This window comes from Pseudomonas sp. GXM4 (assembly GCF_008923895.1).
GTDB lineage: Bacteria > Pseudomonadota > Gammaproteobacteria > Pseudomonadales > Pseudomonadaceae > Aquipseudomonas > Aquipseudomonas atacamensis.
This window is the reverse complement of the sequence record NZ_WBRZ01000051.1, coordinates 1-24,689: the sequence shown is the minus strand read 5'-3', so window position 1 is coordinate 24,689 and position 24,689 is coordinate 1. Positions and strand designations below refer to the sequence as shown.

General features: G+C 59.0%; 28 protein-coding genes and 1 pseudogene. 16 read left to right on the top strand and 13 right to left on the bottom strand.

The genetic code is table 11. From position 1 onward, the window contains the following. On the top strand, positions 1-186 hold a 186-nt coding region (locus F8N49_RS09825; protein ID WP_151551261.1), incomplete at its 5' end, for a DUF427 domain-containing protein. A 52-nt stretch (positions 187-238) separates the two neighbouring features. Here F8N49_RS09825 and F8N49_RS09820 read toward each other — a convergent pair. Continuing rightward, the gene (locus F8N49_RS09820) at positions 239-1,861 is read right to left on the bottom strand and encodes an MFS transporter (protein WP_024013261.1); all 1,623 of its coding nucleotides are present in this window, start codon (positions 1,859-1,861) and stop codon (positions 239-241) included. Between the two features lie 80 nt (positions 1,862-1,941). Here F8N49_RS09820 and F8N49_RS28270 point away from each other — a divergent pair. Next, positions 1,942-2,040, top strand: a pseudogene (locus F8N49_RS28270) (metal ABC transporter ATP-binding protein); the annotation flags it as partial. Here the strand turns inward: F8N49_RS28270 and F8N49_RS09810 are convergent. Further along, positions 1,994-3,655: a GMC family oxidoreductase gene (locus F8N49_RS09810; protein WP_151551258.1), complete on the bottom strand. Its 1,662-nt coding sequence runs from the start codon at positions 3,653-3,655 to the stop codon at positions 1,994-1,996. The pseudogene F8N49_RS28270 and the gene F8N49_RS09810 overlap by 47 nt on opposite strands. Positions 3,656-3,788: 133 nt before the next feature. On the opposite strand from F8N49_RS09810, the gene F8N49_RS09805 reads away from it, so the two are divergent. The 6 genes from F8N49_RS09805 to F8N49_RS09780 all read left to right on the top strand — a co-directional run bounded on the left by F8N49_RS09805 (position 3,789) and on the right by F8N49_RS09780 (position 8,766). After that, positions 3,789-4,673 carry a LysR family transcriptional regulator gene (locus tag F8N49_RS09805; protein ID WP_122703935.1) on the top strand — a complete coding sequence of 295 codons (885 nt, stop codon included), beginning with the start codon at positions 3,789-3,791 and terminating at the stop codon, positions 4,671-4,673. Between the two features lie 196 nt (positions 4,674-4,869). Then, positions 4,870-5,217 carry a metalloregulator ArsR/SmtB family transcription factor gene (locus F8N49_RS09800; protein ID WP_122703937.1) on the top strand — a complete coding sequence of 116 codons (348 nt, stop codon included), beginning with the start codon at positions 4,870-4,872 and terminating at the stop codon, positions 5,215-5,217. 27 nt (positions 5,218-5,244) lie between these two features. Beyond that, on the top strand, positions 5,245-5,715 hold the full coding sequence (locus F8N49_RS09795) for an arsenate reductase ArsC (RefSeq protein WP_073471176.1): 471 nt from the start codon (positions 5,245-5,247) through the stop codon (positions 5,713-5,715). A 9-nt stretch (positions 5,716-5,724) separates the two neighbouring features. Beyond that, positions 5,725-6,423 (top strand): arsenical resistance protein ArsH, encoded by a 699-nt coding sequence (gene arsH, locus F8N49_RS09790; protein ID WP_125918553.1) that lies wholly within the window; start codon positions 5,725-5,727, stop codon positions 6,421-6,423. Between the two features lie 148 nt (positions 6,424-6,571). Next, positions 6,572-8,113, top strand: coding sequence for a DUF2235 domain-containing protein (locus F8N49_RS09785; protein ID WP_151551255.1), 1,542 nt, complete (start codon positions 6,572-6,574; stop codon positions 8,111-8,113). Next, a complete protein-coding gene (locus tag F8N49_RS09780) occupies positions 8,113-8,766 on the top strand; it encodes a DUF2931 family protein (protein WP_073471173.1) in 654 nt (217 codons plus the stop codon). The genes F8N49_RS09785 and F8N49_RS09780 overlap by 1 nt, the downstream gene beginning before the upstream one ends. A 108-nt stretch (positions 8,767-8,874) precedes the next feature. On the opposite strand, the gene F8N49_RS09775 is transcribed toward F8N49_RS09780, so the two are convergent. The 3 genes from F8N49_RS09775 to F8N49_RS09765 all read right to left on the bottom strand — a co-directional run bounded on the left by F8N49_RS09775 (position 8,875) and on the right by F8N49_RS09765 (position 11,556). Then, entirely contained in the window at positions 8,875-9,978 is a 1,104-nt protein-coding gene (locus F8N49_RS09775; RefSeq protein ID WP_130929383.1) for a DNA alkylation repair protein, read from the bottom strand. A 2-nt stretch (positions 9,979-9,980) separates the two neighbouring features. Further along, positions 9,981-10,586, bottom strand: a complete 606-nt coding sequence (locus F8N49_RS09770; protein ID WP_122747741.1) for a glutathione S-transferase — start codon at positions 10,584-10,586, stop codon at positions 9,981-9,983. A 61-nt stretch (positions 10,587-10,647) separates the two neighbouring features. Next, positions 10,648-11,556 carry a MurR/RpiR family transcriptional regulator gene (locus F8N49_RS09765; protein WP_122747740.1) on the bottom strand — a complete coding sequence of 303 codons (909 nt, stop codon included), beginning with the start codon at positions 11,554-11,556 and terminating at the stop codon, positions 10,648-10,650. Positions 11,557-11,961: 405 nt separating this feature from the next. On the opposite strand from F8N49_RS09765, the gene F8N49_RS09760 reads away from it, so the two are divergent. From F8N49_RS09760 to F8N49_RS09750, 3 genes are all read left to right on the top strand, one after another. After that, positions 11,962-12,366 carry a TraR/DksA family transcriptional regulator gene (locus F8N49_RS09760; RefSeq protein ID WP_016775095.1) on the top strand — a complete coding sequence of 135 codons (405 nt, stop codon included), beginning with the start codon at positions 11,962-11,964 and terminating at the stop codon, positions 12,364-12,366. Positions 12,367-12,594: 228 nt separating this feature from the next. Continuing rightward, positions 12,595-14,199: a methyl-accepting chemotaxis protein gene (locus tag F8N49_RS09755; protein ID WP_071172777.1), complete on the top strand. Its 1,605-nt coding sequence runs from the start codon at positions 12,595-12,597 to the stop codon at positions 14,197-14,199. Positions 14,200-14,308: 109 nt separating this feature from the next. After that, the gene (locus tag F8N49_RS09750; RefSeq protein WP_016775093.1) at positions 14,309-14,512 is read left to right on the top strand and encodes a hypothetical protein; all 204 of its coding nucleotides are present in this window, start codon (positions 14,309-14,311) and stop codon (positions 14,510-14,512) included. Between the two features lie 6 nt (positions 14,513-14,518). Here F8N49_RS09750 and F8N49_RS09745 read toward each other — a convergent pair whose 3' ends face one another. Beyond that, positions 14,519-14,758, bottom strand: coding sequence for a DUF2789 family protein (locus tag F8N49_RS09745; protein ID WP_041480818.1), 240 nt, complete (start codon positions 14,756-14,758; stop codon positions 14,519-14,521). 50 nt (positions 14,759-14,808) lie between these two features. Then, the gene (locus tag F8N49_RS09740) at positions 14,809-15,021 is read right to left on the bottom strand and encodes a hypothetical protein (RefSeq protein WP_241089655.1); all 213 of its coding nucleotides are present in this window, start codon (positions 15,019-15,021) and stop codon (positions 14,809-14,811) included. A gap of 479 nt (positions 15,022-15,500) precedes the next feature. Here F8N49_RS09740 and F8N49_RS09735 point away from each other — a divergent pair, with 479 nt between their 5' ends. The 4 genes from F8N49_RS09735 to F8N49_RS09720 all read left to right on the top strand — a co-directional run bounded on the left by F8N49_RS09735 (position 15,501) and on the right by F8N49_RS09720 (position 17,819). Further along, complete coding sequence (locus tag F8N49_RS09735) at positions 15,501-15,950, top strand: hypothetical protein (RefSeq protein WP_024013252.1); 450 nt, start codon at positions 15,501-15,503, stop codon at positions 15,948-15,950. Then, on the top strand, positions 15,947-16,144 hold the full coding sequence (locus F8N49_RS09730; RefSeq protein ID WP_016775089.1) for a hypothetical protein: 198 nt from the start codon (positions 15,947-15,949) through the stop codon (positions 16,142-16,144). The genes F8N49_RS09735 and F8N49_RS09730 overlap by 4 nt, the downstream gene beginning before the upstream one ends. Positions 16,145-16,269: 125 nt before the next feature. Continuing rightward, on the top strand, positions 16,270-17,286 hold the full coding sequence (locus tag F8N49_RS09725) for an ABC transporter substrate-binding protein (RefSeq protein WP_024013250.1): 1,017 nt from the start codon (positions 16,270-16,272) through the stop codon (positions 17,284-17,286). A 92-nt stretch (positions 17,287-17,378) separates the two neighbouring features. Further along, positions 17,379-17,819, top strand: a complete 441-nt coding sequence (locus F8N49_RS09720) for a DUF3995 domain-containing protein (RefSeq protein ID WP_016775087.1) — start codon at positions 17,379-17,381, stop codon at positions 17,817-17,819. A gap of 114 nt (positions 17,820-17,933) precedes the next feature. Here F8N49_RS09720 and F8N49_RS09715 read toward each other — a convergent pair whose 3' ends face one another. The 6 genes from F8N49_RS09715 to F8N49_RS09690 are packed head-to-tail and all read right to left on the bottom strand — an operon-like array spanning position 17,934 to position 23,991. Then, positions 17,934-18,296, bottom strand: a complete 363-nt coding sequence (locus F8N49_RS09715; RefSeq protein WP_071172758.1) for a Na+/H+ antiporter subunit G — start codon at positions 18,294-18,296, stop codon at positions 17,934-17,936. After that, the gene (locus tag F8N49_RS09710) at positions 18,293-18,571 is read right to left on the bottom strand and encodes a K+/H+ antiporter subunit F (RefSeq protein ID WP_071172757.1); all 279 of its coding nucleotides are present in this window, start codon (positions 18,569-18,571) and stop codon (positions 18,293-18,295) included. The genes F8N49_RS09715 and F8N49_RS09710 overlap by 4 nt, the downstream gene beginning before the upstream one ends. Next, complete coding sequence (locus F8N49_RS09705; protein WP_071172756.1) at positions 18,568-19,056, bottom strand: Na+/H+ antiporter subunit E; 489 nt, start codon at positions 19,054-19,056, stop codon at positions 18,568-18,570. The genes F8N49_RS09710 and F8N49_RS09705 overlap by 4 nt, the downstream gene beginning before the upstream one ends. Continuing rightward, the gene (locus F8N49_RS09700; RefSeq protein WP_151551252.1) at positions 19,053-20,732 is read right to left on the bottom strand and encodes a monovalent cation/H+ antiporter subunit D; all 1,680 of its coding nucleotides are present in this window, start codon (positions 20,730-20,732) and stop codon (positions 19,053-19,055) included. The genes F8N49_RS09705 and F8N49_RS09700 overlap by 4 nt, the downstream gene beginning before the upstream one ends. Beyond that, positions 20,729-21,073: a Na+/H+ antiporter subunit C gene (locus tag F8N49_RS09695; protein ID WP_016775082.1), complete on the bottom strand. Its 345-nt coding sequence runs from the start codon at positions 21,071-21,073 to the stop codon at positions 20,729-20,731. The genes F8N49_RS09700 and F8N49_RS09695 overlap by 4 nt, the downstream gene beginning before the upstream one ends. Then, positions 21,073-23,991, bottom strand: coding sequence for a monovalent cation/H+ antiporter subunit A (locus F8N49_RS09690; RefSeq protein WP_151551248.1), 2,919 nt, complete (start codon positions 23,989-23,991; stop codon positions 21,073-21,075). Before F8N49_RS09690 ends, F8N49_RS09695 begins: the two co-directional genes overlap by 1 nt. 335 nt (positions 23,992-24,326) lie before the next feature. On the opposite strand from F8N49_RS09690, the gene F8N49_RS09685 reads away from it, so the two are divergent. Beyond that, a complete protein-coding gene (locus tag F8N49_RS09685) occupies positions 24,327-24,686 on the top strand; it encodes a hypothetical protein (RefSeq protein ID WP_071172753.1) in 360 nt (119 codons plus the stop codon). Positions 24,687-24,689: the final 3 nt, after the last annotated feature.

Below are 24,689 nucleotides of genomic sequence, written 5' to 3'. Positions count from 1 at the left end.
GACCACACCAGCTATTGCCCGTACAAGGGCGACGCCAACTATTTCAGCCTGCAAGTGCCCGGACATGAGGTTGCCAACGCTGTGTGGACGTACGAAAACCCGAAGGTCTCCGTCGCACCGATCCGCGACTACGTGGCGTTTTATCCGGACCAGGTGAAATTCGAAGTGATCAAGGCGGACGCCTGAGCAAAAAAATGGCGAGAGAATCGCTTCCCTCGCCATGGTGTCAGCGGGTTTTTCAGTTCTTGTCCAGATCGATATTCTTCGTCTCACGCAGACAGATCATCCCCACCACCAGGCTCACCCCGGTGATCAGCACCGGATACCACAGCCCATAGAAAATATCCCCGGTGTACACCACCAGCGCAAATGACACGGTGGGCAGGAAGCCGCCAAACCAGCCGTTGCCGATGTGGTAGGGCAGCGACATCGAGGTGTAGCGAATGCGCGTCGGGAACAGTTCGACCATCAACGCGGCCAGCGGGCCGTAGCACATGGCCGAGATGATGATCAGGGCGACGATCAGGGCGACGATCATCGGTTTGTTGATCTGCTGCATATCGGCTTGTTGCGGGTAGCCGGCGAGGGTGATCGCGCCGCGCAGTGCCGCCTCATCGAAACCATCCAGCTTCACGTCGCCGACACTTACTTGCACGGCGCTGCCCGCAGGCGCAGCAACGCTGGAGTATGGCAGGCCTTGTTTGACCAGGAAGGTTTTGACCTTGTCGCACGGACTATCGAATTTGGCCTTGCCCACCGGATCGAACTGGAAGGTGCAAGTGGCGGGGTCGGCGAGGACAGTGATCGGCGCCTGACGGCTGGCCTGATCGATTGCCGGGTTGGCGTAATGGGCCAGGGATTTGAAGATCGGGAAGTACAGCGCGGTGGCCAGCAGCAGGCCGAGCATCAGCACCGGTTTGCGTCCGACCTTGTCCGAGAGCCAGCCGAAAAAGATAAAGAACGGCGCGCCGATCACCACGCTGATGATCAGCAGACTGTTGGCCACCGCCGGGTCCATTTTCAGGAACTGGGTGAGGAAGAACAGCACATAGAACTGCGCAGCGTAAAAGGTCACCGCTTGCCCGGCGTTGATGCTGAACAGGGCGATCAGCACGACTTTGAGGTTTTCCCATTTGCCGAAGGATTCGCGGATCGGTGCCTTCGAGGTTTTGCCTTCTTCCTTCATTTTCAGATAGGCCGGCGACTCGTGCAGGCTCAGGCGAATCCAGGTGGAGATGCCCAGCAGGACGATCGACAGCAGGAACGGAATGCGCCAGCCCCAGACTTCAAACTGGTCGCCGGTGAAGTAGCGGCAACCGAGCACTACCAGCAGAGAGAGCAGCAAGCCGAGGGTCGCGGTGGATTGAATCCAACTGGTGTGGAAGCCGCGTTTGCCGATGGGCGCGTGCTCGGCCACGTAGGTCGCCGCACCACCGTATTCGCCACCGAGCGCCAGGCCCTGAAGCATGCGCAGCACCACCAGAATGATCGGCGCGGCGATGCCGATGCTGGCGTAGGTCGGCAGCAGGCCGACGCAGAACGTCGCCACGCCCATCAGAATGATCGTCGCCAGAAAGGTGTATTTGCGTCCGATCATGTCACCCAGACGGCCGAATACCAGCGCACCGAACGGCCGAACGATGAAGCCGGCGGCGAACGCCATGAGCGCAAAGATGAATGCCGTGGTGTCGTTGACCCCGGCAAAAAACTGCTTGCTGATCACCGCCGCGAGGGCGCCGTAGAGGAAGAAGTCATACCACTCGAACACCGTCCCGAGTGATGAAGCGAAGATGACTTTCTGCGTGGCGTTGCTGGTCTCGGCGCTGCCCGCAGCGTCCAGCGGCTGAACGTGTTCTGACATATCGGTATCCCTCACAGTGATTGTTTTTGTTGTTCCACTGGTGTTGCGTGTCCGGTAATGCGCGATGCCTGAGTCTGGTGATGATTCCTGTGGGAGCGAGCCTGCTCGCGAAAGCTTTTTGTCAGTCAACTTCTAGGCTGAGTGAGCTACCGCATTCGCGAGCAGGCTCGCTCCCACAGGGGAGATATCTGCAGATCTGGACAAAATCAGTTGTGCCGCCTTCTCGGCAATCATCAGCGTAGGCGAACAGGTATTGCCCGAGGTAATTCTTGGCATGATCGACGCATCGGCAACGCGCAGACCCGGCACGCCATGCACGCGCAATTGCGCATCGACCACCGCGTCACCGTCGTTGCCCATGCGGCAGGTGCCGACCGGATGGAAAATCGTCGTGCCGATTTTCGCCGCCGCTTCATGCAATTGTTCTTCGCTTTGCAAGCTGTCGCCGGGCAGGTATTCGACCGGTTTGAACGCTTGCAGGGCAGGGGCGCTGGCGATGCGCCGGGTCAGGCGAATCGCATCGGCGGCGACGCGCAGATCTTCTGGATGGCTGAGGTAATTGGGCTGAATCAGCGGCGCCGCTTGCGGATCGGCGGAGCGAATCTCGATGCGCCCACGGCTCTGCGGGCGCAGGTCGCACACCGAGGCGGTGAACGCCGGGAAGCTGTGCAGCGGCTCGCCAAAGCGCTCCAGCGACAGCGGTTGCACGTGATATTGCAGGTTCGCCGAAGTTTGCTCGGGACCGGAGCGGGCGAATGCGCCCAACTGACTCGGCGCCATCGACAGCGGCCCGCTGCGGTCGTACAGATAACGCAGGCCCATGCCCATCTTGCCCCACACGCTGCCGGCGATCTGGTTCAGGGTGCGGGCGTTTTCCAGCTTGTAGATCAGGCGCAGTTGCAGGTGATCCTGCAGATTGCCGCCGACGCCCGGCAGCTCATGAATCACGCCGATGCCTAAGCGTTCGAGCAGCGGCCGCGGACCGATGCCGGAGCGCTGCAGAATGCTCGGCGAGCCGACCGAGCCGGCGCACAAAACAATCTCCTTGCGCGCCTTGAACTGTCTGGTCTGGCCTTCATGCTGCGCGCTGACTTTCGCCGCGCGGCCGTCCTCCAGCAACACACGATCAACCTCGACGCCGGTCAGCACGGTCAGGTTCGCCCGGCTGCGCAGCGGTTTCAAAAAGGCCTTGGCCGCGTTCCAGCGCACCCCGGCTTTCTGGTTGACCTGAAAGTAGCCGCAGCCCTCGTTGTCGCCCTGGTTGAAGTCATTGATGCTGGCGATGCCGCTTTGCTCGGCAGCGCTGCGAAAGGCATCCAGAATCGGCCACGACAGGCGCTGCTGTTCGACTCGCCATTCACCCTGATCACCATGAAATTCAGCGCCGCCGGCAAAGTGATTTTCGCTCTGTTTGAACAGCGGCAGCACGTCTTTCCAGGCCCAGCCCGGATTGCCCGCTGCCGCCCAGCCGTCATAGTCGCCGGCCTGGCCGCGCATGTAGATCATGCCGTTGATCGACGAACAGCCGCCCAGCACCTTGCCGCGCGGATAACTCAGCGCGCGGCCATTGAGGCCGGGTTGTTGTTCGGTTTTGAAGCACCAATCAGTGCGCGGGTTACCGATGCAGAACAGGTAACCCACAGGAATATGAATCCAGGCGTAGTTGTCGCGTCCGCCGGCTTCGAGCAGCAACACCCGTTGCTGGGGATCCGCAGAGAGCCGGTTGGCCAGCAAGCAACCGGCGGGGCCGGCGCCGACCACGATGTAGTCGAATTCATCCAGGGACGTCTGCATGCCCTGACCTCGCTTTTTGTTTTTATTGTCGGACACTCTAGTTGTTAGCTTTCGTTAAAAGAATGTTAGTTTTTGCGCAGCCGCTGTGCGTTTTCAAACAGCGTACAACGACGATAGCCGACAAGGACCCGCCATGTTCGACTGGAACGACCTGCGCTTTTTTCTCGAGCTGCAACGCAGCGGCCGCCTGCTCACCGCCGCGCGCCGGCTCAACACCACCCACGCGACAGTGGCGCGGCATATTGAATCGATCGAGAAAAGCCTCGGCACGGCGCTGTTCGTCCAGCACGCCCAGGGCTATGAAATGACCCCGGCGGGAGAGGCCTTGCTCAAGCACGCCGAAGCGATGGAAAACGTCGCGCTGCTGGCGCAGGAAGAAATCACCCAGTCCACCGCGCCGCTGGGCAAGATCCGTGTCGGCGTCACCGAAGGCCTTGGCATCAAGTTTCTCGCCAGTCGCATGATTGGCTTGTTCGAGCGTTATCCGGGGCTGGAAGTGGAACTGGTCGCCGTGCCGCGCTTCGTCAGCATCCTCAACCGCGAAGCGGAGATCAGCATCCACCTCGAACGGCCATCCGCCGACATGCTGGTCACGCGCAAGCTCACTGACTATCGACTCGCGCTGTACGCCAGCCAGACCTACCTCGACAAGGCACCGCCGCTGCACAGTCGTGAAGACCTGGGCCGGCATGCGTGGATCGGTTACGTTGACGACCTGCTGTTCAGTCAGGAACTGATGTTCCTCAACAGCTTCTGCCGCAGCCCGCGCGTGGTGTTTCACAGCACCAGCGTCATCGCCCAACAGGAAGCGGCGCGCTCGGGATTGGGCATCGCCGTGCTGCCGTGTTACATGGCCGCTTCCGACCCGAATCTGGTGGCGCTGTTGCCGGATGAAAGCATCGAGCGCAGCTACTGGATCAGCACCCGCCGGGAGCTGCACAAATCCGTGCGGTTGCGGGTGGTCTGGGATTATGTGGTGGGATTGTGTGAGGCCGAGCAGGGCCTGTTGCGCGGTTAGCCTTATGCACCCCGTCCCCCTGTGGGAGCGAGCCTGCTCGCGAAGGCAATCTTTCAACAACATCGATGCTGACGGACACACCGCCTTCGCGAGCAGGCTCGCTCCCACACGTTTATTCACCGTGGCTGCTTTCACGGGTTGATAAATATATGGATATCCGTATATTCGATTTCCCGCATATGGCGAGCCGATCACCATGATCACCCCCACCGAAGTCTTCAAAAGCCTCGCCGATGAAACCCGCGTCCGCGCCATCCTGCTCATCGCCGAGCAAGGTGAACTCTGCGTTTGCGAGTTGATGTGTGCGCTCGACGACAGCCAGCCGAAAATCAGCCGCCACCTCGCGCAACTGCGCGGTAATGGTTTGCTGCTCGACCGCCGTCAGGGCCAGTGGGTGTATTACCGCCTCAATCCGGAACTGCCGGCATGGATTGGCGAAATCCTTCAGCTGACATCCAAGGCCAATGCCGATTGGCTCAAGGACAACGCCGCGCGCCTGCAAAACATGGATGGCCGTCCCGTGCGCGAACGCGCCTGCTGCTGAATCTTCCACTATCTACGGAGCGCATCAATGCGAGTCCTGTTCATGTGCACGGCCAATAGCTGCCGCAGCATTCTTTCCGAAGCCATGTTCAACCACCTGGCTCCCGCTGGTTTCCAAGCGGTGAGTGCCGGCAGTTTTCCCAAAGGCCAGGTTCTGCCGCGCAGCCTGTCGACGTTGCAAAAGCACGGCATCGCCATCGACGGGTTGCACAGCAAAGGCAACGATGCCTTCGCAAACAACCCGCCGGATATCGTCATCACTGTCTGCGACAAAGCCGCCGGCGAAACCTGTCCGGTGTATTTCGGTCCGGCACTGAAAACGCACTGGGGACTGGAAGATCCGTCCGAAGTGCAGGGCGACGAAGCGGCAATCGACGCGGCATTCCAAGCCACTCTGATGCGCATCGGTGAACGCTGCCAAGCCTTCCTCGATCTGCCGTTTCACTCGCTCAGTCGCGAGCAACTGAAAGCCGAACTCGACCGCATCGGCACGCTGTAAGGAGGCTTCATGACAAATCATTTGCCCAACCTCGACGCAAGCCTGATCGACGCTGTTAAGCCATCGAATGTCGGCGAACACAAACCGCGCATCCTCTTGCTCTACGGCTCGACCCGCGAGCGCTCGTTCAGCCGCTTGCTGGTCGAGGAGGCCGCGCGCCTGCTCGAACACTTCGGCGCCGAAACGCGGATCTTCAACCCATCCGGTTTGCCATTGCCCGACGACGTCCCGGTCGACCATCCCAAGGTGCAGGAATTGCGCGATCTGGTGTTGTGGTCGGAAGGCCAGGTCTGGTGCTCGCCGGAACGCCACGGCGCGATGTCCGCCGTGTTCAAAGCGCAGATCGACTGGATCCCGCTGGAACTCGGCGCTGTGCGCCCGACCCAAGGCAAAACCCTGGCGGTGATGCAAGTCTGCGGCGGCTCGCAGTCGTTCAACGTGGTCAATCAACTACGCGTCCTCGGCCGCTGGATGCGCATGTTCACCATCCCCAACCAATCCTCGGTGCCGAAGGCCTATATGGAGTTCGACGAAGCAGGGCGAATGAAACCTTCGCCGTTCTACGACCGTGTGGTGGATGTGATGGAAGAACTGGTCAAGTTCACCGTGCTGCTGCGTGGGCAGCAGGCGCACCTGGTGGACCGCTATTCCGAGCGCAAGGAAAGTGCTGAACAGTTGATGGCGCGGGTGAATCAGCGGTCGATTTGACCCGCCATCCCCAGCCAGGCTCATTCCTTTTTGGGAGTGAGCCTGCTCGCACTGACGCTCCATGGCTGGCACACCGCCACGGCTTGCACCGCTCCCTCCCGGCTGTCACCCTTCTGGCCGTTCTTCAAGGATCAGAAGGAATCAAGGATTGAGTGGCTACGTTCCAAACCCGCCGAAAAACTATCGCTACGAAGAAGCCAAACCCGTTGACATACACGCCCAGCATTGGGCGGAGTATGAGAAGCATGGGAAACAGCCCGCGCGCGAACCTGAGAAAATCGGGATTGCGTTGAGGATCGGGGTGTTCTTTGATGGCACGGGCAACAATGCGAACAACTCTGCTGCGGGGTTGTTGTGTGGCGCTCAGCATCCGATTGCGCCTGAAGATATTCCCGCCAGTTGCCAGCCTTATATGGGTGATCCGGATAGTAGTTATGGTAACGATGTCAGCAATGTGAAGAAGCTGAGCGAACTGTATGGAGCAACACGACTCGCTGAGGGAGAAGGGCCACGAAAGAGAGCTTTCGGTATGGTCTACGTCGAAGGTACAGGTACCCGTTCAGGTGAAGAAGACAGTAAATTCGGCGCCGGTACAGGACGTGGTGAAACCGGCGTTGCAGGGCGAGTCCAATCCTGTTTCGCGGTGATCGAGCAGCGTATCACTGAAGTATTGGACAAAAATCCCGGTAGTGAAATTGCTTCGTTGACTTTCGACACGTTTGGCTTCAGTCGCGGTGCCGCAGCCGCCAGACATTTCGCCAACGAGATAGTGCGTGGCAAACAAGGGCCTTTAGGCGACATTCTCCGCAGTATGTCCGATGCCCTCAGTTCGACCTTTGTTGATCAGTATCACAGCGACATCAACGTGGGCTTCATTGGGCTGTTCGACACGGTACCGTCGATTGCTGGATGGTCCAATCTGGGCAACATAAAAAGCGCCGTCGCAACGGGGGTCAAACTCTATCTCGACCGACGTTATTTCACCGACGTTGTGCAGTTGGCTGCGCGGGATGAATGCAGGGCTAACTTTGCTCTCAATCGAGTAGCGATGGATCATCCGGAAATCGTCTTGCCGGGTGTGCATTCCGATGTGGGTGGAGGTTACCTTGAGGACGCTGAAGAGTGTGTTCTCGTTAGCCCAATGCAGACGCTAGAGGTCGGTACGTATACTGACGTCGCTACCACATCGATCTACCAGGATGCGATCAATGTGAGAAATCAGTGGCTAGCCAAGGGTTGGCCGCTCGAAAATCTCGAAATCGTTACGCCACCGCCATTACTGCTACCGGTCAGCCCTCAGGATCGACTTAGTCCTCGAGTCAAGCGAGTCTATGCGGCCGTCCAACTCAAGCGTCCGGTGAGTGGATTACTGTCGAGAGTGAGCCTGCGCGTGATGCATCAACTCGCCAGAGCCAAAGGCGTTCTCTTCGAAGACATTCCCGAGACGCCAGACTTCGCCGTTCCTGAAGAACTCAAGCCCATGTGTGATCGTTTTGTCTCCGGCGACTACAGCACCACGCCAGAGGAGGAGCAAATACTCAAACTCAAGTACATTCACACGTCCGCCAACTGGAACCATCCGCTTGGCAGGAGAAATGGGAGTGGCATCAGAGCTGTTTACATCAACGCCCCCACGGAAGATGCAATCCGAGTAAAGCACCCACACGTACCGGACTGGACGCTTTGGTAATGAAGTTATTTACAGTACTGCTGTGTACGCTTTTTGTGGCTGGTTGTAATGCCGACCCGCTGTCAGCAAAAAACGACCCTAAATCCCCTTGGTGGGAACTCGGTTTCACCGAACCCAACTACATGAAGGTCTGGGTTGAAGACACTGCTGTGGAAGATATAAAGGGAAAAACATTTCTGCGTACCGGTGGTGGATCGGCATCGGGCGGGCAACCTGAAGACGGCACCGAATCGGCCCGTGGTTGGGACGGAGTGGGCGCGTCCGCAAAAGCCGTGGTCGGCGCTGATCTCCCAAAAAGAATTTTTGTTCGCTGGCAGTCCATCGTAGAGCCTCAAACTTATCGGGCTTGGGTAGATATACCCGAAGAAGCCAGGCAAATGATGCGGACTTCGGTCGCGCAGCGCTGCGCGAAAACACCAGAGCGGCGAAGTACCTATATTTCATCGGTCTATCTGGGCCTGGCGCCTGGCGGCGTTGTGCAGGTTTGGGTCAGAGACTCATGCCACCATCCTGTAAAAGTCGCGAGAGCACAGGCGGAGATCGAACCGCTAGGACCTAGCCAAGGTAAGAACCAAGGACGCTACGCCTATCCCGTCAGCGAAAAGTCCAAGCGCTATATCGAGAAATTCGGCATTCCATACGGAAGTTGGTAAGCGCTGAAGCCGTTAGTCGTCCACTGTGCCGCCGCGCTCAATATCGATGCACGGCTGCCAGTGCACTGATCCGCTACCGGCTGTTTTGGTGAATAAACAACTCACGCCTCAAATCAAAACCTCAAACGCCGCACTCCCCAACACCTCCCCATTAACCATCACCTGCACCCCATGTCGCCCGGCAAAATGCTTGCGCGTCGTAAAATCCTTGATGACTTGATTCCGTCGCACTACTTCAGTCCCGAAACCCGCTAATCCCAGAGTCTTCAACTTGAAAACCTTCCTCGAAACCCCGCCATTCGCCTTCACATACTCAATCGCATAATCAATCACCAGCCTTTGCTCGTGCGCCACCATGGACTTCACCGTAAACGACAAAGTAATCGCTTCCCCCAACCTCACCACCGCCGGCTCGACCCGCACATCCAACAACTCAACCTCAGCCTTCGCCCCTGCGCCAATCACCGTCAGCGCGCGCACGTTGCCCTGTTTGATCAAGCTGCGCAGCGCATGCTTGGCAATCCAGGCGGTGTGCTTGTTATCCAGCGACCAACCTTCAATCGTGTCCAACACCCACTCCTGATGCACTTTCGTCACATCATTCAAATGATTCGCCACGGACTTGCGCACGTACAAGCTCTCATCCGCCTTCAACCGATCCAGTATCCCGGCGGCCAGCAGCGGATCAGCTTGCACCGCTTCCAACCGAAAGGACCACGGCAGGCGAGGGCGGCTGCCTTCGCTGGCTAGTCGGCGGACGTGATGGTTTTCTTCGCGGGTCCAGTCATGCATTCGTTCCAGCGAGCGCTCGAGGTCGCTGCGCAGAAAGTAACGGATGGCGAATTCGGAGGAGCCGAAAGTGGTGAAGTATTTCAGGGCATCCATGGAGGTATCGAAGGCGTGCCCGCCATAGCTCGCGACGTAGTGCGGCAGGCACATGCTGACGAAACCGCTGTTCAGACGCGGCGCGAGTTCGAACAGCACTTCGAGGGAATCTTCGTAGTCCAGCGGCAACACGGCGTGCAGGCTTTCGGCGACGCGGGCCATGCGTTGCATCACTGATAATTCAGCGAGTCCGTCCTGGGCGTGTTTGAGAAACGCCTTGGCCTTGAATGCCGGGTACACCGCGCTCATTTCGTCAGCGATGTGCTGCAAGCGCTCGGCGTTGAAGATTTCCTTTAACGCCGGGGCGGCGGTGTCGGTGGTGCTCATGGTCAGGTCATCGGTGTGCTGATGAACGCGTCGGTGCCTTCTGCGTAGGCGGTGTATTCGGCGATACGCGGAAAGCGTGTTGCGTCGACCTGATCGGGCACGACGAGGTTGGTGAAGCTCCAGGCAACCGCGAGGCTTATGCCGGTCTGGGCGAGGGAGCCGTCGACCGGCAAGTCACTGTGCTCAAGTTCTTTTTCCAGGGCGGTAAACGCGGCGGCGAGTTGGCCTTCAACGCGTTCAACCCAAGGTTGATACTGAATGTCGGCCGGGCGCAAGTTGCGTTCGTAATACAGCTGCACGGCTTTTTCGCAAGCGGCGAGGCTGAGGCCGATCAGACGCAGGGCGTGGGCGCGTTGTTTGAGATCGCTGGGCAGCAGGCTCTTGCCGGAACTGGCTTCGAGGTAGTCGAGGATGAGGGTCGAGTCCATCAGGACCACGCCGTCGTCGAGGATCAGCGTGGGCGCTTTGACCACCGGGTTGATCTGCTGGAATCGTTCGAAGTGGCGGAACACCGAGACCGACTCGTGTTCGAGGTCGATCCCCAGGCATTTGGCGGAGATTGCTACGCGGCGCACGTAAGGGGAGTCGAGCATGCCGATCAGTTTCATGACGCGTTCCTTCAAGTCGAACCGGTGGGAACGCATAACCTAGCCGAGCGAGAGGCAATTGTCAGTCGTCGAATCCAGCCTGCTCGTGAATTTCATCGACGTTCAAGCCCAGCCGATACGCCACTGCCACAAACAGCGCCTGGCACAAACACAGCGTTGCACTGAGCGAACGAAAGGCCAGCGCACTGCCTTCATTGACCAGCAACACGCTATTGGCAAGTTTCGCCAGTGGCGAAAGAGGGCTGTCGGTGATGATCAGGGCATTGGCGTCTTGCTGCCGGGCGAAGCGCAGGCAGTGTTGGGTTTCCTTCGCGTAGGGTACAAAACTGATGGCGATGACCAGATCGTTGGCGCGCACGCTGCGCATTTGCTCGCGATAGCTGCCGCCGAAGCCGGAGACGAGATGAATGCGCTTCTGCGTGTGCTGCAGGTTGTAAACCAGATAATCGGCGACGGCGAACGAGCGGCGGACCCCGACCACATAGATGTCGTCGGCATTGACGATGAGATCGACAGCTTTGTCGAACGCAGCCCCATCCAGTTCGCGGCCCAAACGTTCGATGCCCGAGAGCGTTGCGTCGATACACTCGCGGACAAGGTCGCCGCTGTTGGCGGTCTGCGAGTTGTTGGCGATCAGGCTACGGATGCGTTGCTGATAGTTTTGCGCTGGTGTGGTTTTGTGCGTCCAGGCCTGGCGGAACAGCGCCTGCATCTCGCTGAAGCCGCTGAACCCGAAGCGCTGCGAAAAACGCACGATGGCGGACGGATGCACCTCGCATTCACGAGCGATGTCGCTGATGCGGTCGACCATGATTCGCTCGCTCTGCTGGCTGATGTAGCTGGCCACGCGTTTGAGCTGGCGCGGCAGGGCGTCGTACTCTTCGCTGATCATTTGCAGCAGGCGCTCGGCGTTGACCGGCGGGCTGGCGAAGGAAATTTCGTCTGTGGCCGGCAGAGCGGGGCGGGGCATGGGCAGCATCCTTCAGGCGAGTTGAGCACGCGGTGGGCCTGATAATAGAAGGGCTGCGTAAGCTCTGCCGGGCTGAAACGATGCACCTTGCGAGAATAATCTCGGCTGTCGCTGGCGGGATGGTTAGCCGTTTGTCTTCTATATACAGCCGCTGGACTGAATTTCTTGCTATAAACGCACTCCGATGGCCGTGTGAAGCCTGTGTCAGAGCAGTTTCCAGGTCCTGTCGGACAAATTCCCTGTATTTACAGTTGCTGAGGTCTTGATCGGGCCTTAGACTGCCGCCCCTCGTAAATTGAGTGCCGGGTGGCGTTTGCAATAAAACGATGCCTTTTCGACGGCCGTCACGGTTCGCCGAAACGCTCCCTTATTCGCCTTAATGCACGTTTTTTTATAGAGATATCAATGACAAAGGACAAGTTGCTGGCTATGCCGGCAGATGACTACATGAATGCAGAGCAACACGCTTTCTTCACTGAGCTGTTGCAGAACATGAAAGTCGAAACCCACGAGCGCATTGAGCAAAATCGTATCGCCATCGAAAGCCTGGACACCCCGGCTGACCCGGCGGACGCGGCTTCGGTTGAAGAAGAGCGCACTTGGCTGGTCAACGCGATCGATCGCGACCAGCGCATGCTGCCGCAACTGGAACAAGCCCTTGAGCGCATCAAGGACGACAGCTTTGGCTGGTGCGACGACAGCGGCGAGGCCATCGGCCTGAAGCGCCTGCTGATCAGCCCGACCACCAAGTACTGCATCGAAGCTCAAGAGCGTCACGAGCAGATCGACAAGCACCAGCGTCAGGCCTGATTCCATGGCGGCCCCTGAATAGGGGGGCGCCTGCAAGAGATCGCAGCCTTCGGCAGCTTCTACATGGAGTTGCGGGAGGCTGCGATCTTTGTTTTTGCTCGTCTGCGCTATTTCCCCCGTTGTTCCATTGACCTGCCACAGACCCCACGACTAACGGACCATGGATAATGGCGTTGTAGTGGCGTTTAATGCAGTCACAACAATGAGAACAAACGTGGGGTGATCAAGATGACGAGAGATGGATCTCTGGTTGCGGCGCTGCCTGCACCAGTGCTTTTGCCGAAAAACCGCTGGATCGCGCCGACCCTGCAAAGCATCGCCCTGATGCTGTTGCTGGCCGGCATGGCTATGGCCGAGTGGTCGCTCTACCTCGGCATGCCGCTGGCGGTGCTGATTGTCTGGCTGCCGCGCCTGCGTTCGCGCAACGTTCCAGCTGCTGTCCCGGTCGATAGTGCGAGCGCATTGTCCGCACTGACTCGCGATCTCTCCTACACCACCAGTCACAACGCACTGTCTGCCGCCGGCGTGGCGTTTTCGGTCAAAGCGCTCGCCAGCAAACTTGAATCGCAACTCGACGCGGCAGCGCAGATCGTCAGCAATGCCGAAGTGATGATCGCCACCGAACAGGCGACTTCACAGCTCAGTCGCGACGCGCTGGATGCCGCCAGCCAAGCGCATCACAGCAGCGCGGCGGGGCGCAGCGAACTGCTCGACTCGATTTCGCGCATGCAGCAACTCAGTCAGCGCGCCAATGCCAGTCGCGAATTGATCGAGGCCCTGAGTGTGCGCAGCGACGACATTCAGCGGGTGACGCTGGTGATCCAGTCGATTGCCAGCCAGACCAACCTGTTGGCGTTGAACGCTGCGATTGAAGCAGCCCGGGCCGGTGAGCATGGTCGCGGTTTCGCTGTGGTCGCCGACGAGGTGCGCGGACTGGCCGCGCGTACGGCGGCGGCCACGGGTGAGGTCGGTGAGATGGTTGCAGACATTCAGCAGCGCACCGCGCAAGTGGTGGCGCAGATTCGCGAGTTGTCGAGCGATCTGCACACCGGCGTCGAACAGGTCGAGCATACCGGTCAGCATCTGGAAAACATCGCGCGACTTGCCGCTGGAGTGGAAACCCAGGTCAGCGAAATCGCCCGTGGCGCGCAAACCAATCGCGAGCAGCTTGACGCGCTGTTCATCGCCATCGAGCAAATGCGCAGCGATCTGGCGATCAGCGATCAGCAGACCCGCCGCCTCGCCGAGGCCGCTGTGCAGATGGAAGGACAGGCGGAAACCATCAGCGAGCGATTGGCCGGGGTCGGCCTGGATGACTATCACCAGCGCATTTATGACTTGGCGCGCGAAGGTGCGAGCCAGATCGCGGCGCGCTTCGAGGCGGATGTCGAGCAGGGGCGGATCAGCCTGGATGACCTGTTCGATCGCAGCTACCAGCTGATTTCGGGCACCGAACCAGCCAAATTTCAAACCCGCTTTGATCGATACACCGATCAGGTCTTGCCGGCGATTCAAGAACCTTTATTGGCGCGTCATGAAGGACTGGTTTTTGCGATTGCCTGCACGCAGCAGGGTTATGTACCGACGCACAACCAGGCATTCAGCCAGCCATTGACCGGCGATGTGCAGGTCGACACGGTGAACAACCGCACCAAACGCAAATTCACTGATCGCACCGGTATCCGCTGCGGCAGCCATCAGCAACCGGTGCTGTTGCAGACTTACACGCGCGATACGGGTGAGCTGATGCATGATTTATCGGTGCCGATCATGATCAAGGGCCGACACTGGGGCGGGTTGCGTCTGGGCTATAAACCTGAGAATCCGCGCTGAGATTATTACCGGTGACGCAATGAATCTGTACACGGCGGTTGCTTTTTCCTCTCGACGGAAAGCATTAATCTGATGACTTAGTTAGGTAGCTAATTATTTCGGAGGGCACATGCAGTGCAGGGTAGACGTGGCAGTGATGATCGGCAGCGGTGTTCCGGCCGGCTTACGCGCGATGGGGCGCAGTGTTTGCTGGGTAGTTTTGCTCAACGGTGAGCGACGTGGCACAGCCTTCGCCAGTCGCGATGAAGCGGAGGAGTGCAAGGCTGCCTGGCTCGAGCAATTGAACATCGAGCCCGGCGACAGCCTGCACTGATCGCCCTTATTTACCGCGATGCAGGCGCACATTCAGCTCATCGACAATTACCGCTTCTTCGCCGTCCGCACGCAGCCACTCTTTTAGTAGTTGCGCCTGTTGAGCCGACCAGAAATCGGCCTCGATGAGTTTGGTATCAGAGTCCAGCGGATGGGCTTCGACAAAGTCATTGATCGACGCCTCATCCGAGGGCAGGCCCAGCTGTTCGAAAAGGGTGGTCAGGTTAAGCTCGGTTGGCAGTTCCATCATCTACTCCTGGGTCGGTGCCGGTGCGGCTTGTTCGTTCACTCCCCTTATCAGAGGCAGGCGCTGGCGCGGAGTTCGATTTTTGATTCAAGCGAGCGGGCGAGGGCGCAGGCTTCGTTGTGATTGCCGCGGAAACCTCTGACACGTCCCGTGGATATCTCCTTGATGTGAAAGAACGCAATACCCGCCGGCACCACTTGAAAGTGCGGGGGGCGATGATTGTTAGAAGATGTCGGAGGGTTGTCGAGGTCGGCAACCTTCATCGTCAGAGGTGTGTTGATTCGCGCGTCGGCCGACGTGGCAAAATGAGTCAAAGTGCACATATGAAGTCCTTTTCATCAGTCGGCCGGGATTTAACGGCCGTTGCGGGTAGTCGTAAGGAGCATCGCTGCTCTAGAATCGCCAGTACCTGTTGACGACCGGGCTTATCTAAAGCAATTTTTCGCCAGCGATATGTCGGAAAAGTGCTTTTTTTCGTGAGAAATTTCCCTGTAGTTCGTAGTCAGATCTTGCTCCAGTCACACTTGAGGCTTTTTCCTTCAAGGTTTGCCGACTTCAGAGCGGGTTTCACTAATGACAATCCAGTAGTCTACGAACCTCGCGATCAAGAGCGCTTCGCTCGCTTCGGGTTTTTGAGTGATTTTGCAGTTTTCATCGGCATTGCCGTTTTTTGCCGTGCGTGTTTTCCGCTGCACGGTTTTTCAAATGTGGGGATGTTTCTTTGGCAGTCAGTAACCTCGATATGCATGCTTTGTTCGTGCTGGGTGATTTGCGTGCAAAGCTGGTCAAGCAATTCCAATCACGTTTTGTTTACATCACCGAGCAAAACGCCGAAGGCATTTACATCGCCGAAATCGATACCGAAAGTGCATTGGTAGTCGATGACAAACCGGGGCTCAAACTCAAGGTTGGCGACCATTTCATTGCATCGGTTCTGCCCAGCCGTGAAGGCGGCAAGATGGACATTCGTTTTCGCGACATCAAACTCACGGTTTACGGCTTGGGCGACTACGCATTTGTCAGTACGGCCGACGGTCACGCGATTCTGTTCAAGGAAGGTCATAGCGTCGTCACGGTGTTCGCCGCCAATGAACAATTGCAGGAAGGCCTGACCAAAACCTTGAAAGCTGTCACCGCCAAGGCTGCCAAATGGCGCAAAGGTGAACTGATTTCCTTCAAGGCCAGCGAGTGAGCCGCGCGCACTTCCATTCGCAAAATCTCGACAGCGCACGCGAAGACGCGCAGCGCCTGTTCGCCCGCAAGGCCGAACTGCAAGGTGCCTGGCTGAGTTGGGTGGCGTCGCAGCTCTACGCATTGCAACCGGCGGCATACGCCAGCATGGTCAGACGTGAGCTGCAAAGCCTGCAGGAAAAGTCTGAAACGTAACCTCGCGCACGGTAGACCCCGGAAAAAGCAGGAACCTCGGCTAAAGTCAGTTGACTGAGTCATTCAGAGGCTTGCGTTTCTGTCAGGCCAACTGCCATTGCTGTGAACAGCGCGAGGTGTGATGCATGAACGGATTTCGACGGTTACTGGCCGCCAGCGTGGCCACCTTTGGTTTGCTGACGTCAGCGCAATCGCTGCAGGCGGCACAGGCGCCGATCCACTTTGCTGACCTGAACTGGGAAAGCGGTAGCTTGATCACCGAGGTGCTGCGGGTGATCGTCGAGAAAGGCTACGGCTTGCCGACCGATACCTTGCCGGGTACCACGATTACCCTTGAGACCGCGCTGGCCAACAATGACATCCAGGTGATTGGCGAGGAGTGGGCCGGGCGCAGTCCGGTCTGGGTCAAGGCCGAAGCCGAGGGCAAGGTCGTCGGTCTGGGCGATACGGTAAAGGGCGCCACTGAAGGCTGGTGGGTGCCAGAATACGTGATCAAGGGCGACCCGGCCAAAGGCATCAAACCGTTGGCGCCGGATCTGCGCAGTGTCACTGATCTGAAGAAATACAAGGACGTGTTCAAGGACCCGGAAAGCCCGGGCAAAGGGCGTTTCCTCAACAGCCCGATCGGCTGGACCTCGGAAGTGGTCAACAAGCAGAAGCTCACGGCGTATGGCTTGCAGGACGACTACACCAACTTCCGCAGCGGTTCCGGCGCTGCGCTGGATGCCGAGATCAGCTCTTCGATCCGTCGCGGCAAACCAGTGCTGTTCTATTACTGGTCGCCGACGCCACTGCTTGGCAAATTCAAACTGGTGCAACTGGAAGAGCCGCCGTTCGATGCCGAGGCGTGGAAGACGCTGACCGACGCCGATAATCCCAATCCGAAACCAACCCGCTCGCTGGCATCGAAGCTGTCGATTGGCGTGTCTACGCCGTTTCAAAAGCAGAACCCGCAAATTGCCGAGTTCTTCAGCAAGGTCGATTTTCCCATCGAGCCGCTGAACAAGGCATTGGCGGATATGAGTGACAAGCACACCGCGCCTCGTGAGGCGGCGGTCGCGTTCATGAAGACGCATCCGGATGTGTGGCAGGCGTGGCTGCCCAAGGATGTGGCCGACAAGGTGACGGCTGATCTGAAATAACGCGGTCAACGCAGTGCACCGCCGACCGGTCGTGCACGGCCAAAAAATCCGACTACGATGGTTTGTTCAAATCCCTTTGAAGGATTTCAACCATGACCTTTGTGTTGGCTCAATGGCTGGTGACTGTGTTCGCGGCAATCGGCCTTATGCATGTGTATTGGGCGTTGGGTGGGCAATGGGCGGCTGCGGTGGTGGTGCCGCAGGTGCCGGTGTCAGGCTTCGTCGCCACGGTACGCCCGGCCTTCAAGCCCTCAGGCTGGCTGACGCTGGCAGTGGCGGCTGTGCTGCTGATAATTGCCGCGCTGGTTTGTATGCGGGTCGGTTGGGGCGTGCCGGCGGTGCAGCACAAGGCACTGCAATGGGTGATCAGCGCGATCGCGTTGCTGATGTTCGCTCGGGCGATCGGTGATTCGAATCTGGTCGGGTTCTTCAAGGAAGTGAAGGATTCGCGATTTGCGCGGCTGGATACCTGGGTGTATTCGCCGTTGTGTGCGCTGCTGGGCGCGGGGCTGTTGGCGGTGGCTTGGGTTTGAGCCGATCCGGAATTGGCGACGCCCCGACTGGCCTCTTCGCGAGCAGGCTCGCTCCCACAATCGAGGGCGCGTTCCTACTGTAGCGATGGCGCCATCACAGGCGCCACAAAATCATCAGTTACCACTTTCAGTCTGACGACTGCTCACCTCAGCCGGCACATCATCCCCGGCCATCCGCTTGCGGAACAACGCCGCCCGCGCCAGCAGCAGGGTGGTCACCGGCACGGTGATCGCCAACAGGACCGGAATCAACCAGGCATGCACCACTGGTGCGGATTTCAATGCCGAAAAGCAGATGATCGACGCCAGTGCCACACACCAGGCACCGAGTGTCGAGGCCAGCGCTGGCGGGTGCATACGCTGGAAGTAATCCTTCATGCGCAGTAATCCTGTTGCGCCCAGCAGGGTAAACACGCCGCTGAGCACCAGCAGCACCGCCACCGGAATCTCGACCCACAAAGACAATTCGGCATTCATTCGATCACCTCGCCACGCAGCAGGAATTTCGCCAGGGCAAAGGAGCCGACGAAGCCGAACAGCGCAATCAGCAGCGCCGCTTCGAAGTAGGTATCACTGGCGTAACGAATGCCCAGGGTCAGCATCATCAGCATGGCGACGATATACAGGTAATCCAGCGCCAGTACCCGATCCTGAGCTGACGGGCCTTTGAACAGGCGCACCAGGGTCAGTGCCATTGCCAAGCAGTACAAAAACAACGTCAGCAGAATCGCATTCGACAGCAATGGGCTCATTCGAAAATCTCCATCAACGGTCGCTCGTAAGTGCTTTTGAAGTGCTCGATGAACTGCGCTTCGTCGTGCAGATCCCAGACGTGCAGCAACAGCACACTGCGATCCAGCGCCAGTTCCGACCATACGGTACCGGGCACCACGGTGCAGATCATCGCCAGTGCCGCCAGACCATGGGCATCGCGCAAGTCCAGAGGCACCTTGATAAAGCATGAGTTGGGCGGACGGCGTCCGGCGTTGACTACGCCCCAGGCGACGATCAGGTTGGACATGATCACGTCGCGGCCGACCAGGAAGAACAGACGCAGGATGGCGATGGGATTGCGGATGCGCGCACGTTTCGGCCGCAATTTGCGCATCATCAGCGGCGCAGCGAAACCCAGCGCGGCACCGAGCAGCAGATTGCCCGGGCTGACGGACAGGTTCAGGGTCAGCCACAGAATCCACAGGGCCAGCGATAACCACGGAGCCGGGAACAGTCGATTCATGGCTGCACCTCGAGCATGTCGGCTCTGGCTTGCGGGCTCGGCACCGCCCGAGTGCCTAGAACTGCGAACACATATTGCTGCGGATTGTTCAGCGCATCGGCCGTGGCCTGGGTGTAGCGCAGCAGCGGTTCAGCCTTGAACGTAAGGGCAATGCTCAGCCCGAGCAGCAGAAAAATCGGCGCGCATTCGAGTTTGCGCAGCAATGGTGACGGGCGCTCTTCCGGCGTCCAGAAGCGCTGAATGCCGAGGCGCGAAAAGGCCATCAGCGAGGCCAGACCGGTCAGGATCAACAACGCCAGCAATCCCCATGCGCCGGGAGACAGCGGCGCCGCAGTGCCAAGTCCCAACGGGTTGAGCAATGCCCCGATCAGGCTGAGCTTGCCGATGAATCCGGACAGCGGTGGCATGCCGATGATCAACAGCGCGCAGGCAATGAAGCTCAAACCGAGAAAGGCCATGGTCCAGGGGATGACTTGGCCGACCACGGCTTTCTGCTCGTCGTCGAGGTTGATGCCCTTGGGCGGTTGCAGGGATTCCTGTGGACGCGGCAGCAGTTCGCTTTCGTCTTCCAGCGGAATTTCGTTGGCCGAGCGCGAGCGCTCGATCAGTTCGGCGAGCATGAACAATGCGCTCAGCGCCAGGGTCGAGCTGACCAGATAGAACAGCGCAGCCCCAATCAGGTTCGGCTGGGCGAAGCCGATCGCCGAGAGCAGGATGCCTGCCGACACCAGAATGCTCAGGCTGGCCATACGCTCCAGGCGTTGCGCGGCGAGAATCGCCAGCCCTGCGCAAGCCATGGTCGCCATGCCGCCGTAGATGAGCCAGTCGCCGCCGAAGAATGCCGAGGCGCCGGCCTGACCGGAAAACAACAGGGTCCACAAGCGCAGCAGGGTGTAGACGCCGACCTTGGTCATGATCGCAAACATCGCCGCCACCGGCGCGCTGGCTGAGGAATAGGCCGGCACCAGCCAGAAATTCAGCGGCCACATGCCAGCCTTGGCCAGAAACGCTACCGCTAGAATCCCTGCCCCAGCGTGCAGCAAGCCACGGTCGGCTTCCGGCACCAGCGGGATCTTCATCGCCAGATCGGCCATGTTCAGCGTGCCGGTCACCCCGTAGATCAACGCAGCGCCGATCAAAAACAGTGACGATGCCAGCAGGTTGATCGAAATGTAATGCAACCCCGACGACACCCGCGCTCGGCCTGAGCCGTGCAGCAATAAGCCGTAGGACGCGGCGAGCAACACTTCGAAGAACACGAACAGGTTGAACAGATCCGCGGTCAGGAACGCGCCATACAGGCCCATCAGCTGGATCTGGAACAGAGCGTGAAAGCTTGAGCCGGCGCCGTCCCAGCGGGCCATGGCAAACAGCAACGCGCTGACGCCGATAATGCCGGTCAGCACCAGCATCAGTGCCGACAGGCGATCAACCACCAGAACGATGCCGAACGGTGCCTGCCAGTTGCCCGGCAGGTATACACCGATGGAGCCGGGTACGCCGGTGGTCTGCGTCCATTGCAGCAGCATCACTGAAATGAACAGGCCGAGGAGGCTGGAGAACAGGTTGATTTTCGCCTTCAGCGGCCGATGCTTTTCGCCCAGCATCAGCATGATCGCAGCCGTCAGCAGCGGCAGCAGGATCGGTGCGGCGATCAGGTGAGTCATCGCCATCATTCTTTAGGCTCCCGGCCGTCGACGTGGTCGGTGCCGGTCAAGCCGCGCGAGGCGAGCAATACGACGAGGAACAGTGCGGTCATGGCGAAGCTGATGACGATCGCCGTCAGTACCAGCGCCTGGGGCAGCGGGTCGGTGTAATGCAGCAAGTCTTGGGTGACGCCGTCCTTTATCACCGGTTCCTTGCCGATGAACAGGCTGCCCATGCTGAAAATGAACAGGTTCACGGCATACGACAACAGACACAGGCCCATGACCACCTGAAAGGTTCGCGGGCGCAGGATCAGCCAGACCCCGGACGCGGCAAGAATGCCGATGGCGATTGCGATGACTTCTTCCATCAGACGGCTCCTTTGCTGGCGACGGACTTGGGCAGCGAGGCCGTCTTGTGGCCGCGCACCGATTGGTGGGCGAGGGCGGTGAGGATCAACAACGTCGATCCGACCACCACGGCGTACACGCCGACGTCGAAGAACAGCGCACTGGCGATATGGATATCACCGAGCAACGGCACGCTGATGTGCCAGGTGTGAGTGGTCAGGAACGGATAACCGGCGACTAGCGCACCGAGACCGGTGGCAATGGCGAACAGCAGCCCGGTGCCCATCCAGCGCAATGGCCGCAGGCTCATTTGTGCTTCGACCCACTGCGTGCCGGCAACCATGTATTGCAGGATAAAGGCCACCGACATCACCAGCCCGGCGACAAAACCGCCGCCCGGCTGATTGTGCCCGCGCATGAACAGATAAAACGACACCACCAGCGCGACAGGCAGCAACAGTCGTACCAGTACCGCTGGGACCATCATGAAACCGAGCGCGGTGTCGCTGGCCGAACGCGGATTGACCAGATCGGTGACCACGTCGGGCGCGAGCAGGCGTTGCTGGGCCGGCAATTGCAGGCTTTCCTTCGGTGGGCGGAAGCGCCGCAGCAGGGCGAACACGGTGAGCGCCACGGCGGCCAGCACGGTGATTTCGCCGAGGGTATCGAAACCACGGAAGTCCACTAGCATCACGTTGACCACGTTGCTGCCGCCGCCTTCGGGCAGGGCGCGACTGAGGTAGAAAGAGGAAATATGGTTCGGCGTCTGCCGGGTGAGCATGGCGTAGGACAACAGCGCCATTCCCGCACCGACGGCAATCGACAGCAGCAAGTCGCGCAGACGACGAATACGCGCCTTGCGCAGGCCGCTAGGCAGTGGTGAGACTTCTTCGATGCGTCGCGGCAACCAGCGCAGGCCAAGCAGGATCAACACCGTGGTCACCACTTCGACCGCCAGTTGTGTCAGCGCCAGATCAGGCGCCGAGAACCAGACAAAGGTCACGCAAGTCATCAAGCCACAGACGCTGACCATCGTCAGGGCGGCGAGACGGTGATATTTCGCCTGCCAAGCGGCGCCAAGCGCACAGGCGATCGCCAGCAGCCACAGGGTCACGAAGACGATGGAGCCGGGAATTTTCGGCCGGTCGCCCCAGGTCAGCGTGCTGTGCAGCATCGGGATCAGACCGGCAAGCACCGCAGCCGAAACCATCAGGAACAGCTGCATCTGCAAGCGCTTGGTGCCCAGTCGCCGCTCGACGCGCCGGGCGATGCGCATCATTACGACCAGACTGCGCTCGAACAAACGCTTGCCGTTGAAGCGGCCCACCAGCGGCGGGTACTTGAAACGGCCCAGCTTGAACTGCTTGCGCAGCAGCAGATAGAGGAGGATGCCGCCGGACATGGCGATCAGGCTCATGATCATCGGCGCGTTCAAGCCGTGCCAGATGGCCAGGCTGTATTCCGGCAACTCCCCGCCAACTACGGGCAGCGCTGCAGCGGCGAGCAGTGGCCCGACGATCTGCGCCGGGAAAATCCCCACCAGCAGACAGGTGAATACCAGCAACTCGACGGGTGCGCGCATCCAGCGTGGCGGCTCGTGCGGCGTGTGTGGCAGGTCAGTGGCGGCGGGGCCGAAGAACACGTCGACGGTGAAACGCAGGGAGTAGGCCACGCTGAACATGCCGGCGATGGTCGCGACGATCGGCAGAGTGGTTTCGACCCACGCCGTGGCGTTAATGAACACGGTTTCGGCGAAGAACATTTCTTTCGACAGGAAACCGTTGAGCAGCGGCACGCCGGCCATTGCGGCGCTGGCGACCATGGCCAGTGTTGCCGTATAGGGAATCAGCTTGATCAGGCCGCTGAGTTTGCGAATGTCACGGGTACCGCTTTCGTGGTCAATGATGCCGGCGGCCATGAACAGCGAAGCTTTGAACGTCGCGTGATTGAGAATGTGAAACACCGCCGCCACTGCGGCCAGTGAACTATTGAGGCCCAGGAGCAAAGTGATCAGACCGAGATGGCTGATGGTCGAGTAGGCCAGCAAACCTTTGAGATCGTTCTGGAACATGGCGCAGTACGCGCCGAGCAACAGCGTACAGGCGCCCGCTCCGCTGACGATGTAGAACCATTCCTCACTGCCGGACAGCGACGGCCACAGACGTGCCAAAAGGAAAACTCCGGCCTTGACCATGGTCGCCGAGTGCAGATAGGCCGAGACGGGCGTCGGTGCCGCCATCGCGTGGGGCAGCCAGAAGTGAAACGGGAATTGCGCGCTTTTGCTCAGCGCGCCGATCAGGATGAGTGGCAAGAGAACAGGGTAGAGGGCATGTGCGCGAATCAGATCGCCGGCGGCCAGGACCTTGTCCAGGTCATAGCTGCCGACGACATGGCCGAGAATCATGACCCCCGCCAGCAGACATAACCCGCCGGCACCGGTGACCATCAGCGCCATATAAGCCCCGCGCCGCGCATCGGCGCGGTGGTGCCAGTAGCCGATCAGCAGAAACGAAAAGAGGCTGGTCAATTCCCAGAAGAACACGATCTGAATCAGGTTGCCGGAGATCACCAGCCCGAGCATGGCGCCCATGAACGCCAGGAAAAATGCGAAAAAGCGCGGCACCGGATCGTCCGGCGACATGTAATAACGGGCATATAAGGAGACAAGTGTGCCGATGCCGAGCACCAGCATCGAGAACAGCCAGGCGAAGCCGTCCATGCGCAGAACGAAGTTCAGCCCGAGGCTGGGCAACCACATGAATTCTTCGCGGATCACGCCGCCGTGGGCGATTTGCGGGTACAGCATCGCGACCTGAACGGTGCCGATCAAAGCGACCAGACCCGCCAGCAGCGATTCGGCATTGCGCGCATTGTGCGGCAGCACCGCTGCCAGACAGCTACCGATGAACGGCAGAAGCAGTAGAACTATCAGGGACATAGGCTTCTAATCTGCGGAAGTTTGTGAAGCATCATACGTGCCAGCTCCCTGATCACCAAACGCGAGGATGTCTCAGAATCCTACAAAGTAGTCTGGAATTTTGTGTTTGGCGTTGTTTCCGCTTGGTCAGACAACCGCAGAATCCAATTGCAAGGATGAAATTTCACTCAAAGGCGGCGTTTGGTTATCGACCGTTCATCGGGAAAAGCTCTTTACCTGTAATTTCTGACAGTAGACGACCTTTTGTAATGCCGTTGTACTTGAGTTGCACCGAGGTGCATTGAACTGCCAGCCGGACGAGCGCTGGCCATACCAGGTACAAGGAGAGTTGGAAGATGCATATTCAAACAGAAGGGAAACGTACACTAAAAAAAGACCAATTGGAGCCGCCCCTCTTTTCTGAAGCAGTCGGGACTGTTATTTCCCGGGCAAAAATCAAGAATGGCGCTACGTTCGTGGTTCCTCCTATTTCTCAGGCAAAAGTCGGGGACATTCTCGACATCTATTCCGATACAGAAACAGGGCTCTGGTCGTCTCGTCTGCAACTCAGTGAGTTGCATCTGGGCAAGTCCTTGGAATTCAGAGTCCTGGCGTTTCACTTTGATGACACTGATTGGGCAAATGCGTATTACGTGTTGACCCAAGGAGGCGCACAGTTTGTCTCTGAAACGAGCCTGTATGAAGTGACGGATTGATCT

What these genes read in the sequence shown, in the direction of transcription:
- F8N49_RS09820 (WP_024013261.1), bottom strand. Translation starts at nt 1,861, where the DNA reads ATGTCAGAACACGTTCAGCCGCTGGACGCTGCGGGCAGCGCCGAGACC.
- F8N49_RS09810 (WP_151551258.1), bottom strand. Translation starts at nt 3,655, where the DNA reads ATGCAGACGTCCCTGGATGAATTCGACTACATCGTGGTCGGCGCCGGC.
- F8N49_RS09805 (WP_122703935.1), top strand. Translation starts at nt 3,789, where the DNA reads ATGTTCGACTGGAACGACCTGCGCTTTTTTCTCGAGCTGCAACGCAGC.
- F8N49_RS09800 (WP_122703937.1), top strand. Translation starts at nt 4,870, where the DNA reads ATGATCACCCCCACCGAAGTCTTCAAAAGCCTCGCCGATGAAACCCGC.
- F8N49_RS09795 (WP_073471176.1), top strand. Translation starts at nt 5,245, where the DNA reads ATGCGAGTCCTGTTCATGTGCACGGCCAATAGCTGCCGCAGCATTCTT.
- arsH (WP_125918553.1), top strand. Translation starts at nt 5,725, where the DNA reads ATGACAAATCATTTGCCCAACCTCGACGCAAGCCTGATCGACGCTGTT.
- F8N49_RS09780 (WP_073471173.1), top strand. Translation starts at nt 8,113, where the DNA reads ATGAAGTTATTTACAGTACTGCTGTGTACGCTTTTTGTGGCTGGTTGT.
- F8N49_RS09775 (WP_130929383.1), bottom strand. Translation starts at nt 9,978, where the DNA reads ATGAGCACCACCGACACCGCCGCCCCGGCGTTAAAGGAAATCTTCAAC.
- F8N49_RS09770 (WP_122747741.1), bottom strand. Translation starts at nt 10,586, where the DNA reads ATGAAACTGATCGGCATGCTCGACTCCCCTTACGTGCGCCGCGTAGCA.
- F8N49_RS09765 (WP_122747740.1), bottom strand. Translation starts at nt 11,556, where the DNA reads ATGCCCCGCCCCGCTCTGCCGGCCACAGACGAAATTTCCTTCGCCAGC.
- F8N49_RS09760 (WP_016775095.1), top strand. Translation starts at nt 11,962, where the DNA reads ATGACAAAGGACAAGTTGCTGGCTATGCCGGCAGATGACTACATGAAT.
- F8N49_RS09755 (WP_071172777.1), top strand. Translation starts at nt 12,595, where the DNA reads ATGACGAGAGATGGATCTCTGGTTGCGGCGCTGCCTGCACCAGTGCTT.
- F8N49_RS09750 (WP_016775093.1), top strand. Translation starts at nt 14,309, where the DNA reads ATGCAGTGCAGGGTAGACGTGGCAGTGATGATCGGCAGCGGTGTTCCG.
- F8N49_RS09745 (WP_041480818.1), bottom strand. Translation starts at nt 14,758, where the DNA reads ATGGAACTGCCAACCGAGCTTAACCTGACCACCCTTTTCGAACAGCTG.
- F8N49_RS09740 (WP_241089655.1), bottom strand. Translation starts at nt 15,021, where the DNA reads ATGAAGGTTGCCGACCTCGACAACCCTCCGACATCTTCTAACAATCAT.
- F8N49_RS09735 (WP_024013252.1), top strand. Translation starts at nt 15,501, where the DNA reads ATGCATGCTTTGTTCGTGCTGGGTGATTTGCGTGCAAAGCTGGTCAAG.
- F8N49_RS09725 (WP_024013250.1), top strand. Translation starts at nt 16,270, where the DNA reads ATGAACGGATTTCGACGGTTACTGGCCGCCAGCGTGGCCACCTTTGGT.
- F8N49_RS09720 (WP_016775087.1), top strand. Translation starts at nt 17,379, where the DNA reads ATGACCTTTGTGTTGGCTCAATGGCTGGTGACTGTGTTCGCGGCAATC.
- F8N49_RS09715 (WP_071172758.1), bottom strand. Translation starts at nt 18,296, where the DNA reads ATGAATGCCGAATTGTCTTTGTGGGTCGAGATTCCGGTGGCGGTGCTG.
- F8N49_RS09710 (WP_071172757.1), bottom strand. Translation starts at nt 18,571, where the DNA reads ATGAGCCCATTGCTGTCGAATGCGATTCTGCTGACGTTGTTTTTGTAC.
- F8N49_RS09705 (WP_071172756.1), bottom strand. Translation starts at nt 19,056, where the DNA reads ATGAATCGACTGTTCCCGGCTCCGTGGTTATCGCTGGCCCTGTGGATT.
- F8N49_RS09700 (WP_151551252.1), bottom strand. Translation starts at nt 20,732, where the DNA reads ATGATGGCGATGACTCACCTGATCGCCGCACCGATCCTGCTGCCGCTG.
- F8N49_RS09695 (WP_016775082.1), bottom strand. Translation starts at nt 21,073, where the DNA reads ATGGAAGAAGTCATCGCAATCGCCATCGGCATTCTTGCCGCGTCCGGG.
- F8N49_RS09690 (WP_151551248.1), bottom strand. Translation starts at nt 23,991, where the DNA reads ATGTCCCTGATAGTTCTACTGCTTCTGCCGTTCATCGGTAGCTGTCTG.
- F8N49_RS09685 (WP_071172753.1), top strand. Translation starts at nt 24,327, where the DNA reads ATGCATATTCAAACAGAAGGGAAACGTACACTAAAAAAAGACCAATTG.